The sequence below is a fragment of the Endoryza foliicola genome (genome assembly GCF_050589245.1).
In the GTDB taxonomy this organism is placed as follows: domain Bacteria; phylum Bacteroidota; class Bacteroidia; order Chitinophagales; family Chitinophagaceae; genus Endoryza; species Endoryza foliicola.
In genome coordinates this window covers 534,434-546,493 of sequence record NZ_JBOBEW010000004.1, presented here as the reverse complement: position 1 = coordinate 546,493, position 12,060 = coordinate 534,434, and the positions used below count along the sequence as shown (strand labels likewise).

At 34.7% G+C, this 12,060-nt stretch carries 14 protein-coding genes; all 14 read left to right on the top strand.

From position 1 onward, the window contains the following. Window positions 1-169: 169 nt before the first annotated feature. The 14 genes from ACQ2HE_RS12215 (at window position 170) to ACQ2HE_RS12150 (ending at window position 12,056) form a co-directional block, all read left to right on the top strand. Entirely contained in the window at window positions 170-1,636 is a 1,467-nt protein-coding gene (locus tag ACQ2HE_RS12215; RefSeq protein WP_430899066.1) for a ligand-binding sensor domain-containing protein, read from the top strand. A 415-nt stretch (window positions 1,637-2,051) separates the two neighbouring features. Further along, window positions 2,052-2,936, top strand: coding sequence for a DUF488 domain-containing protein (locus ACQ2HE_RS12210; RefSeq protein ID WP_430899068.1), 885 nt, complete (start codon window positions 2,052-2,054; stop codon window positions 2,934-2,936). Window position 2,937: 1 nt separating this feature from the next. Then, window positions 2,938-3,762, top strand: coding sequence for a hypothetical protein (locus ACQ2HE_RS12205; RefSeq protein ID WP_430899070.1), 825 nt, complete (start codon window positions 2,938-2,940; stop codon window positions 3,760-3,762). A gap of 205 nt (window positions 3,763-3,967) precedes the next feature. Then, a complete protein-coding gene (locus ACQ2HE_RS12200; RefSeq protein ID WP_430899072.1) occupies window positions 3,968-4,558 on the top strand; it encodes a hypothetical protein in 591 nt (196 codons plus the stop codon). A 47-nt stretch (window positions 4,559-4,605) separates the two neighbouring features. Continuing rightward, a complete protein-coding gene (locus ACQ2HE_RS12195) occupies window positions 4,606-5,232 on the top strand; it encodes a hypothetical protein (RefSeq protein WP_430899074.1) in 627 nt (208 codons plus the stop codon). A 153-nt stretch (window positions 5,233-5,385) separates the two neighbouring features. After that, window positions 5,386-5,877 carry a hypothetical protein gene (locus ACQ2HE_RS12190; protein WP_430899076.1) on the top strand — a complete coding sequence of 164 codons (492 nt, stop codon included), beginning with the start codon at window positions 5,386-5,388 and terminating at the stop codon, window positions 5,875-5,877. A gap of 246 nt (window positions 5,878-6,123) precedes the next feature. Further along, complete coding sequence (locus tag ACQ2HE_RS12185) at window positions 6,124-6,543, top strand: hypothetical protein (protein WP_430899078.1); 420 nt, start codon at window positions 6,124-6,126, stop codon at window positions 6,541-6,543. A 169-nt stretch (window positions 6,544-6,712) separates the two neighbouring features. After that, on the top strand, window positions 6,713-7,195 hold the full coding sequence (locus ACQ2HE_RS12180) for a hypothetical protein (RefSeq protein WP_430899080.1): 483 nt from the start codon (window positions 6,713-6,715) through the stop codon (window positions 7,193-7,195). Window positions 7,196-7,229: 34 nt separating this feature from the next. Beyond that, window positions 7,230-7,700 (top strand): hypothetical protein, encoded by a 471-nt coding sequence (locus ACQ2HE_RS12175; protein ID WP_430899082.1) that lies wholly within the window; start codon window positions 7,230-7,232, stop codon window positions 7,698-7,700. Window positions 7,701-8,091: 391 nt separating this feature from the next. After that, complete coding sequence (locus tag ACQ2HE_RS12170) at window positions 8,092-8,481, top strand: RDD family protein (protein ID WP_430899084.1); 390 nt, start codon at window positions 8,092-8,094, stop codon at window positions 8,479-8,481. 133 nt (window positions 8,482-8,614) lie between these two features. Beyond that, on the top strand, window positions 8,615-9,145 hold the full coding sequence (locus ACQ2HE_RS12165; RefSeq protein WP_430899086.1) for a DUF2199 domain-containing protein: 531 nt from the start codon (window positions 8,615-8,617) through the stop codon (window positions 9,143-9,145). A gap of 632 nt (window positions 9,146-9,777) precedes the next feature. Next, a complete protein-coding gene (locus ACQ2HE_RS12160; RefSeq protein WP_430899088.1) occupies window positions 9,778-10,575 on the top strand; it encodes an alpha/beta hydrolase in 798 nt (265 codons plus the stop codon). Window positions 10,576-10,630: 55 nt separating this feature from the next. Beyond that, a complete protein-coding gene (locus ACQ2HE_RS12155; protein ID WP_430899090.1) occupies window positions 10,631-11,158 on the top strand; it encodes a hypothetical protein in 528 nt (175 codons plus the stop codon). Window positions 11,159-11,258: 100 nt separating this feature from the next. Next, window positions 11,259-12,056 (top strand): sterol desaturase family protein, encoded by a 798-nt coding sequence (locus tag ACQ2HE_RS12150; RefSeq protein WP_430899092.1) that lies wholly within the window; start codon window positions 11,259-11,261, stop codon window positions 12,054-12,056. Window positions 12,057-12,060 lie beyond the last annotated feature (4 nt).

Here is a 12,060-nt window from a genome sequence, read left to right as displayed (position 1 = left end):
CAGTGGTTCGGGCGGACACTTAAACTTCAACTTCAGAATTAATCATTAACTTCAAATCATTAATCGGCATTTGCAAGCCGGGGCGGACACAGCAACATTTCCCCAGCAGCGCAAAGCCCTGACCGTTCGCCACAATATTGAAGCGACCCTTCAAAAACTAACATAACTAATGAAAAAATCGATTTTTATTTTACTGATTGCATTTGCATCGAACTTAACTGCACAAAACTTATTTCCTGTAAAATTAGACAACTGTATAACTGAAAGATTTTGCCTTGATTGCGGAGATATAAAGGCAGGGTATGACGAAACCGAGTTTTTAAAACTACAAGACAAACTAAACAAGGAATTAAACTTACAAGGAATAAAAGGTGCTGTAAAATTTCAAGTACTTGTTGATGCAAAAGGTCTGGCTTGTGTCTTAAGTCATACTGACCAATCAAACAATCCAATTACATTGAAAATCATTGAAGAACTTAACAAGTTCAAAAAATGGACACCTGCAGTAACAAGCGGAAAGAAAGAAGAAAAATCTTCTATGAATTTAATTTTCGTAATCAACGACAATAAAATTTCCGGGCAGATTGAACGGGTTGATATGACCGCTTTCAAAAATTCGTTCGACAATCCGAGAAGTCCAGAAATTTTCAATAAATCCTATGTTTACAAAAATGAAAATTTAAAAAATTACAAAATAACCGTTTGGAACTCTAATAACTCAAATCTTCCTAACAATATGAATGACAATATTGCAATAGACAAAAGCGGATTTATCTGGCTTACTGTAGATGAAGGTTTAGTGACCTTTGACGGTAAAGAATTTAAAAATGCCGAACAAAACATCACAGACAAGGGCAAATATTTCGCCTACTACGCATTAGCGTCAGACAACAATGATGTGAAATGGGTTTACGGAAAAAACAATATTTATAGTTTTGACAATACAAAATGGACAAAGTATGACTCAACCGAGATAGGAATTGATGGAGCATATGAAATTATTAATAACCCAAAAACAAATGAACTATTCTTCTGCTCTGACGAGGGCTTGACTATATATAAAGACGGAAAATGGACTAACCTAAATAAAAGCAAACTCAAAGACTTGCCCTCAAATAGAGTAACGTTTGCAAAAAGAGATTCAAAAAACAGAATTTGGATCGGCACGTTTAGTGGAACAGCAGTGATTGATGAAAGCAATCAAGTAACAAATTTTGAAAATACAAAAAAAACTGTTTTGAAAGGAAAGTGTATTACTTCAATGGATGAAGACGAAAACGGAAATCTTTACTTTACTCTTTACGAGTTCGACAGAAAAGAAAAAGGTAAAGTAAACAATGATGAGGGTATTGCAATTCGCTACACAGACGGAACATTCAAACAATTTACAACAGACAATTCAGGAATGCCATTTAATCACACAAATTGCGTTCTATATGACAAAAATGAAAAAGTTCTTTGGATTTCGACTGACAGAGCCGGTTTAGTTAGATATAACTTAAAAGATGGTTGGGAAAACTATCACAATGAAAATTCTGATATTCCAACATCCTACATTTCTACTATGACTTTTGATGACAAGGGGAATTTATATTTAGCGACACGACAAGGATTAGTAAAAATTGAGCGAAAATAAAAATACTGCTGCCAACAAAAGTAGTTGCAAAAGCAGGGCTGGACATTGTAACATCAGCTATGTGCAAGCATCAGCAGTGGCTCGGGATTGACTTTCAATGTTCAGCTTTAGTTCTTAAATTCAACAACAAATTTTCAAATGGGTCTCGCCTTGGGCGAGATGCCGCGAAGGACAATCAATGAATTCCCTGCCTTCGCAAATACTCAAACGTCGGGCTTCATTTAAAAAGTCATCATACTCACAAAGACACTTTCAACTGCCAAAGCTTGGGTACGCCTACACCACGACCGCAGCAAGGCCCGAAAGCTACGGGCAATACCCACGCAACACCCATCAGACAAACAAAAACTTGGACAAATGATGAAATTTAACTAAATGCCATAGCAAGTCAAGTCAAATTTACTACCTTTACCGAATGTTTTATAGACGAAAAGTTATATTAGCCTTGTTGCAAATTTTTGAAGGAACGATTGATAAAATCAGCCTACAAAAATTGCTTTACCTTTTTACAAAACATCAGGCTAAACCCGAATACGATTTTATTCCATATAAATACGGTTGTTATTCGTATTCCGCTAATGCAGACTTAACGGCTATGGTAAAAAAAGGAATGTTGAGCGAAACAACAAGCCATTTTACTTGTAACGAAACAACAAATTATTTCAACACACTAAAATCTGACGATAAAAAGTTGATGTTGTATGTAAAAGACCAATACGGAAAAATGAATGCTGATGCTTTGATGAAGCACACTTATTTAAACTTTCCATACACGGCTATAAACAGTATAAAAGCAAAGGAAATTTTAACGACAGAACAACTTGATAAAGTAAATAGCAGTCGTCCAAAAAACAACAAAACTGTTTTGTTTACTATTGGCTACGAAGGTATTTCGTTAGAGGAATACTTAAATCGTTTGCTTAAAAATGATGTAAAAGTTTTAGTTGATGTTCGTAACAATCCGTTAAGTATGAAATATGGATTTAGCAAAAATCAATTAAAACGCTATTGCAACAGTTTGGGAATTGAGTATGCACATTACCCTGAAGTTGGTATACAATCCGAACAACGACAAGAATTAAATACACAAGACGATTATGATAAATTATTTGCTGTTTATTGCGAAAACAACTTGACGAAAACAAGATCTTCGCAAGAGAAAATTTTAAACTTGCTGAAAGAAAGAAAACGCATTGCTTTAACTTGTTTTGAAGCGAATATATGCCAATGCCATCGCAAACATTTAGCGGAAGCCATTGAGAACCTGCCTGATTTTGAATACGAAGTAACACATATTTAAAATGGCAAAGACAAAAGTTTTAATCACGGTAAAAACCTACCCTGCAATTTCAAGCAAATATGATGAATTAGTTTGTACGGCAGGTTTTCTTGAAGACGGAAGTTGGATTAGAATTTATCCTATTCAATTCCGTAAAAAATCATTTGAGGAACAATACAAAAAATACGATTGGATAGAAATTGACCTTGTGAAAAACACAAGCGATTTTAGAAAAGAAAGTTTTAGACCTGTTTCTTATGATACGGAAATTAAGATTTTAGACCATTTAGACACAAGAAGCAATTGGTTGCTACGCAAAGAAATTGTGTTTAAAAACAAAATCTATGCTGATATTGAAGAACTTATTGCAGAAGCCAAAAATCGGGAAATAATGACTTCTCTTGCTGTCTTTAAGCCAACAGAAATTGTCGATTTCACTATTGAGCAAGTAGAAAGGGAATGGGATAAAACGAAACTCGAAAAACTAAAACAAGACAGAAGCAGTAATTTATTTGCTCAAGAAGATGAAGATTTGTTTGAAGTTGTTAGAAAGCTACCTTATAAATTTTCTTATGTTTTGCGTGATTGCAATGGAAAACAAAGCAAAATGATGATTGAAGATTGGGAAATAGGGCAACTTTATTGGAATTGTCTTTCTCGACACGAAGGCAACGAAGAAAAAGCAGTTGAAGATGTGAAGAAAAAATACTTTGACGACTTTGCAAAAACAAAAGATTTGCATTTATTTCTAGGAACATCACAAATTCATCATTTAACCGGTAAGAATCCGTTTATGATTATCGGCACTTTTCACCCGAAGATTGAAACTCAAACTTCATTGTTCTGATAACGAATGGCAAGAAGTACTGCCCATAACAAGGTATTGCCAAAAGCGGGCTAAACTGCTTCTATTGGGCATTTGTGTAAGGTTCAACAGTAGTAATTCTAATAAACTTTAGTGCAAAAATTCCCTGCCATCGGCAACACTTGTTCGTTGTATGCATCCTTAAAGAAACATGCAGTATCAATTCATCATTTAACAATACATATTTATGACAAGGCCCTTATTAATTTTGTCATTCTTAATTGCGACTAATGCTTGCTTTTCTCAAACACGACCTGAGGACAATGTTAAGCATATAAACTTACCAGCTTACTTGATTGAACTTGAACAATTTTCAGGTAGAGATTCAATAATACACATAGATTCAACTTACGGTTTTCAAATAACAATTCCAAAGTGGTGGCATATTAGGGAGACACCTCTAAATTTATTTGGAGGAACATTTCCAGCAGTTGACTCAATAGAAAATGCTTTACTTTTTAAAAACTTCAAAAAAGACGACTTCAAAAGTTTATCAGACTTTGAAAATTGGGTAGTTAAAGATTATAGTATGGGACAATCGCCAAAATGGAGTTCTCAACATAAAATGCTTCTTAAAAAAGAGTTGACAGACTTTAAATATTTAGGTAACGCTTACAAAGTACAATTACTTAGAGGAAACAAAATTTATGACTGTTGCTATATAATTACAGAGACCAGTACATCGTATGTCTGGATAGACTTTACAGCAACAAATACAACCTATCCTAAAAACTTTGACAAGTTCAAAGAAATTGTAAGCCTTTACAAAAAATTATAGAGAAAGGCAGCATACATCAAGGGACTTGCTACAAATTTATGACCTGCATGTCTAAGGCATATATATTGGGAATAATACCTCTTCTTATAGCGGTATGTTCATTCGGACAACTGGGAGCAGAGGACTATGTCATTTATGGTAGCATTATTCGAACAGAGATAAGAGACAGCAGTAGTTTGGCCGTTATTTTGAGAAATGGTATTGATAGTTTGGAAAAGAGTGTTCAAACAAGAGTAACAATTCAACAACTTAATTCATCAAATTTAAGTGATAGGCAGCAGGTATACATGTGGACAGAGAACAGAAACGGGCAGAGACCAACGGTTATAGATAGTAGCTTGACAAAGTTGCTTGCGAACTTCTATGGAAGTAATAATGAAAAGGTTGTAATAAACAATAATTTTAGCCACGAACATAATACTTTAGTTGTTAAAAGATTTCCTATTAGACAAAAGCATATTCAACAAGATTGGATTGCATTTTATGAGAGATACCCTAATGCGGCTGGTATTTTCTCGTTTTCAAGAATCAATTATTATTTGGGCAATACTACCGCGATTGTATGTTATTGGGTTAAAAGAAACGGCTTAAATGGACATGGCGCGTTAGCCGTTTTGAAGAAAAGTAGTGACACTTGGGAGGTAGAATACAAAATTTACCTATGGCACAATTGAGCCTGACAGCAGCTTACACCGGTTTTTGCGTCATGCTTGCAGATGCTTAAACCTGATCGTCAGTAATTCTAATCATCTTTATACCGGGCTGGCTGAGGTTCCCTGAAACCGTCACGAACGTAAAGCTTCAGCGGTTAGCCACAAAATAAATATATGGATGACGTAAGACCTTATAGAGAAAATATTTCAACATTCGTTTCTGCTATTGAAAATCGACTGGTGAAAACGATTTTGTTTGATATTGATAGAGAACCGAAGTTCGATTTATCTTCAATCCCTTTTCATTTTCTCTACACTATCCAAATTCAGCTTGATACAGAAGATTCTACTTATAGATTATTCACGTCGCAAACGAATATTGGTCTCGATACATTTTGGGCAGATAAAAACACCGCCGGAGTTGACAGAACACTCGAAGAGTTGAAGGTAAACTCAAATGTAAAAGTTGTATCAGTTGGTGTTGACCATGGCTACGTGTATAAGATACATTTACAGTTTAACTCACAACATTTAATATTGATAACTGGTAATATAAACGAGAATTTTGATGGTAGTTTTACTTATAAAAAACAGGATGAAATAATACTGGCTTTTAAAGACATTGAAAGTGCCGAGATTTTTGAACGATTGGCGGAGTGCCGCTAAGAATCAATATTCTAAAATGCCGGTTTTAGTTTATACCTTCAACTCTCAATCTTTGATAAACCAGAGTTGCGGGCTAAAGTAATATAGAACATCAACACAAAAAAAACTGGAAGGCGATTCGCCACTATGCACTATTCACTAAACATAAATTTTTTGAAAATTGTTATACCCTTTTTTCTGTTTGGTATTAACAAGAGTTTTTTACAGCACGTCCAGAAGCCAAACCATCAAAGTAATTTCACACTATTGAATACAGCTAACAAAATTGACTCATCACCATCTATATTATGTATTGACAGCTTGAAACTCGGACAGGATTATTTTATAAATGTTCAATCAAACGGCTGCTTTCATCAAAGCAATCTTAGTCTTGTTATTTCAAAAGAAACAAACGGCTACTTTGCATGTTTTAAAATGAAAGGAAATATTGAAAATAAAAATGTAAATACCACATTAAAGAAGATAAAACTTGGTGACTATCAAATTGACTCGGTGCGTAATTTCGAAAGACAGCTAATCTCTGTTTCTGCTTCACATTTTATTTGTACAACTGTAGACGTTTACACACTTTCAATAGATAAATTGAGCAAGATATATACAGTAAATAATTGTGATTGGAAAGGGATTGGAAAATTAGTTGGAATTCTATTTCATAACACAAATTAGCAGCATACAACATTAGGGTTTATGCAACTTGCGTACAATAAGAGTACTTTAGCCAATTAAAAATCCAATCTGCGGTTCAGGTAGGACATACCATCTTCAATATTATATCCTAATTTCAACACCGGCTTTACCATCACGAAACTAAAGCCGGAATAGGTCTGAACAGGTTATGGGTGAACGAACCACAAGTGACAATCTCTATAAAGTCCCTGCCGTAAGCCCTAAAAAGATGCCACAAACAACAGAAAATACCAAAAAGACATCAGCTGACTTTACCCGCTACTTTCATTTTCTGACAAAAGAGTATGGGTTGAAAATGGTGATGGAAAGCTATTCAATTACCGGCGGAGATAGGTATGTAAGAGTTTTAAGAAACCAATTTATACAAGTTGAATTAGAAGGCAACCAAAGCTATTTTCACGCAGAAATAAGACGGCTTATAGACGACGAGCTACGCCCCTACTCTGATGCAGATAACAATATAAGTTTTGAAGATTTAGCCGTCCTATTAACCAATAACCATTATGACCACTATGATTTTTATCCCGCATCTGTAGGGTGGCCAAAGGTTCTAGAAAATACGGCTGAACTCTTCAAAAAATCAGCAGAGCTATTTACAACCAACAAATGGATAGACACAAAAAGAATCTAACAATACAGATGTCTCAAACAATAATCACTAATTCATGAAGCATTTTTCAACCGCCTTTTTAGCAGTGTGTGCCATTCTCTTTGGATGTAAAGAATATCCTTGCACCGAAGCAGTTACAAATATTGCATTCATTTCTTTTCCTGTAGATGAAACCGATACAATTCTCGTTAAAAAATACGAAAAGGCTTCAAACTTTACAATCCTCATCGAATCGTTTTCTATTAATCAGACTAATAGCAACTATTGCAGATACAATGATACATTGCAGGTAAGCTATTCGTTCGGTCTAGACAATGGCTTCTTAAGTAAATATGACTATAAAATTGAATTACCAAAAGTGAACAGACAATATCTTATAACAGAAATCACCGAAGAATATCGGAGTATCAGGACCGGTCTTTCAATGGATAAAATTGGTTGTATAAATTTTATTAAATCGTACCAAGTAAATGGGCAAGTGATCAGCGGTGCAAATAATTATTATACTTTCTACTTCAAAAAATAAACCATTACAAAACATTGGAATTATGCAAATTTGGGGTATCTATCCTTCCCTATTGATGAGTGAGTATAGAACTTATTTTGAAATATCAGGTAAATTTAAAGATTGGAAAAGCAAAGACATTCTTGGTCTCAGAATACTTTAAAATCAGAAGTAGATGGGGAGTCTACCCAAGATATTGTGTAATGGCAACTGTCGTCAAAAATAAATCATAGAATATATAATCTCTTTTAAAACAGGCTATACAGCTGATAAGGTTTGTTGCAAGAGACAAAAAACATATATTACAGGCGGGTAATATAGTTAACTTATAAATAAATATTCAGCTCCCACAAATCAATCTGCTAACAGAAATGCCTGAATAATCTTTCTAAACTCAAAAAAGACAAAATTAATGAAAGAAGAATATCCCCTTTTAACTGACAGAATTCAATCAACATTTATAGACACAATTTTAATTGTTTTATTAATGTTCATCTCCGGAAGTATTTTGGACAGGTACGAAAATGTACCCGACTGGGTAAAAATATCAGTATTTGCCGGACTATTTATTGTATACGAGCCTGTTTGTATGACATTTGGTTCTACTTTAGGAAACTATTTGAAAGGTATTAGAGTAAGAAAGGATTCAGACTCAACTAAGCGAATCAATCTACTTCAGGCAATTGTGAGATATCCCATCAAGTTTTTTTTGGGTTGGATTTCTTTCTTAACTATTCACAGTAATCCAAAAAAAAGAGCGATACATGACTTAGTTGCTGGAAGCGTAATGATTAAAATTTGAACTAGTATTCAATAGAAGATACTCGCTTACTATTACAAAAACAAGAACACAATGGCATCGTGATGACTTGTTGTATATTCGGATTTAGATGAAAACTCAAAAACAAATTAATAAACAATTGTAATTTTTATGGATGCCCAAACAATTAAAAATGACATTCACCTGCTCCGTTTGTGGACAAACACATCAAGAGTTGCCAGCAATTGTATATGAAGCCCCTTACTACTATTATAACCTATCTGAACAAGAAAGAATTGAACTGGCTGTACTTACCCATGATTTTTGTATAATACAATATTCCGATCAAACTGACCGCTTTATAAGAGTGGTGTTAAACCAAAAAATCATCGGTTCAGAAGAGACACTGCAATACGGCGTATGGGTTTCGTTAAGCGAAAAGAGTTACAATGATTATGCAGCACATTTTAAGTCACCAGACTATATAGCCAGCTACTTTGGGTATTTAAGTAATCAATTGCCAGGATACGAAAGCACCCTTTCAATAAAAACAACTGTAGAAACGGCAATCAATAATAACAGACCTGAAATTTTTCCACATGATGATCAAATGGATGATCCGTTTGTACGTGACTATTATGAAGGAATAACACGAGAAGAAGCCGAAAGACGGATACATGCAGCTTATGGTATGGAAATTAAATAGACCATATCTAAACCAGATACAACAAAGCAGTTCCAACCAATTTCAATACCCAATCATTAAATAGGATATGCCACCTGAAGAACGAACGATTAGTATAAGAATGAAGGGATTCTTTCTTCTTTCAATTTGCGCACTAGTGTCTTTTTTATTTGCCACCTCCACCGACATGTCCCATCAAGAACTTGGCGCAATGATTAATTACATCTATCCGCTTGCAATCGGTGCCGCAAGCCTACTCATCTTTCTGCTTATTACGTTGGTAATTTCGAACAAAATAGTCCAACGATTAATTCTTGGAATATTATGCGCATACAATTTTTATATCGGATTGGCATTGTATCTTCAGAAAGAATACTGGCCTTTGGTTATACCCTAGTAAACAATTCAAGTTAGGAACAACCATCTTATGAGCTCAAATGAATTCGCAATTTTGGCCCCATCAAAAATAGATTAATCAGATTTTAGGTAGTCTTGCCGACACAGTCTAGGATCCTCAATATACGATTGCCAAATCACGATATTACATAACAAAAGGTAGGCAAATATCCGAGATCAATAACAAACCCATTAAAGGCGAATACTTTCGTTATCAAATAACTAATCCAGATCATCTATTCAAGACATCAACACCAATGAAAAAACTAGTAATCAAATCAATTAAATTCATTGTTGGCCTATACGTACTTGCATGTGTACTTCTTTATTTTAGCCAGGAAAAACTCATCTTTTTTCCCGAAAAAATAGCCTCTGATTATAAGTACTCTTTTGAGCAAAATTTCGAAGAACTCAGCATTAAAACTAAAGACAGTTCAATTCTCAATGCCCTTCTCTTTAAATCAGATAGTTCAAAGGGTGTCATCTTCTATTTACACGGCAATGCAGGTTCTATTGCCTCTTGGGGTGAGGTTGCTAACACCTATACCGCAATGCATTACGATGTTTTTATGCCTGACTACCGAGGTTTCGGGAAAAGTGAAGGAACGATCAATGGACAGGACCAATTCTTTCAAGACATCCAAACCGCTTATGACAAACTCAAAACAATATACCGAGAAGATAAAATCATCGTATTGGGGTATTCAATAGGAACCGGTCCGGCAGCAAAAATTGCCTCTACCAATCATCCAAAACTTCTGATTTTACAAGCCCCTTATTATAGTCTAACAGATATGATGAAACACAGATTCCCAATTATTCCAACTTTCATCTTAAAGTATAAGTTTGAAACCAATGAATTCATCAAAAACTGCCAGGCGCCAATTGTCATATTTCATGGAGATCAGGATGAAGTAATCTATTATGGCTCATCCTTAAACCTTCAGAAAGAATTCAAAACAACCGACACATTGATAACACTTCGAGGGCAAGGGCATAACGGAATGACCGATAATCCGGATTATAAAAACCAAATTGAAAGATTTCTTAGGTAATCAATTCGCCTCAAATATTCGTATTTTCAAACCTTGCGAGTTAAAATTCTTCTATATGCGAGCAGTTGTACTAGTATTATTCTATCTATGCATATCATTTTCGCTTTGGGCTCAAACAGAAAAGCAGGCTGAATGCCTTGAAAGCATCCAAAAGGCCACCGCTAAAATTGAATTTCCGAGATATGAAGGCAAGGTAACTATCAATAATGATACAATTCATTTTGATAGAAGTATGATCATCTTAACAAACTCAGAATCAGAAGCCTTTCAAATATTCAAAAACGGGCTTTTAGCCCCCTCTATTATTACTAGCGCAAGTACGAGGCCAGATCGATCGTTCAAAACAAATTCTATCGAATACATCGGTAAAATGTTAATCAGTAACTTTCATCGCATTTACTTTCCAAATCAAAACGATTCAGCAAGGATCTATACATTTCTGCTTTGGAATGAAGGAGTAGCCAATCCTCTATTGTATATTCTAAAACTGAAGGATGATGAAACGCGAAGCTCAAACGGTAAAGTCGACTTTATAAAAGGAGCGAAAATTGAAGCATTTGGCTTCTGCTCAGTCCTGATTTAGCTTCATTCATTACTAGAAGCAGTAATGATAGAATATCCGAGCGAACTCAAACTAATTTTTTACATTAAGTTATTGCTGGAATTCTAAATATAAATAAATTATGCAACAAGTTGTAGACCTAATAATAAGAGAGTTTAAAAACAATTTAAACTTATTTGTATTATTAAGTATCTTCTTTGCTATTGAAACTATCTGGCCTTATTTTAAATTCAAACAAAACAGGTCCATACATACATTCAGAAATTTAGGGGTGCTTCTTTTCTATTTAGTTGTGACAACACCTATAAATTATATTGCAACAGCTTGGTATGGATGCATTGATACCGAGAAATTCGGTTTGCTACATCAATTTGCGCTTCCATCCTTTCTAAGAATTGGAATTGGCCTCTTATTAATGGATTGTGGGGATTACTTTTATCACCGAATCTCCCACAGATCAAACTTCATATGGCGATTTCATAAAATTCACCACAGTGATCTTGATGTAGATTCAACTACCGCATTTCGATTTCATCCAATTGACAATATTGGACTAGTTATGATGGAAATGTTCACTGCATTGATTTTTGGGTACGGATCTGACACAATAGCTATCTACTTCTTGATTTATCTTCCATTGCTCTTCGTACAGCATGCTAACTTCAGATTTCCTGATAAAATAGAACGCATTTTTGAAACTATTTTTGCAACGTCCAATTTTCATCGAATTCACCACTCCTACCCACAACATTATACAGACTCAAATTATGGAGCAGTCTTTAGTTTCTGGGATAGACTTTTTCGTACCTACCAAAAAGCAGACCCAAAGAATATTCATTATGGCCTCGAAGACTCACAAACCGACGATCAACAATCACTTACACACTTGATTACCGGACCATTTAAAAGTTCAAGATAAGATA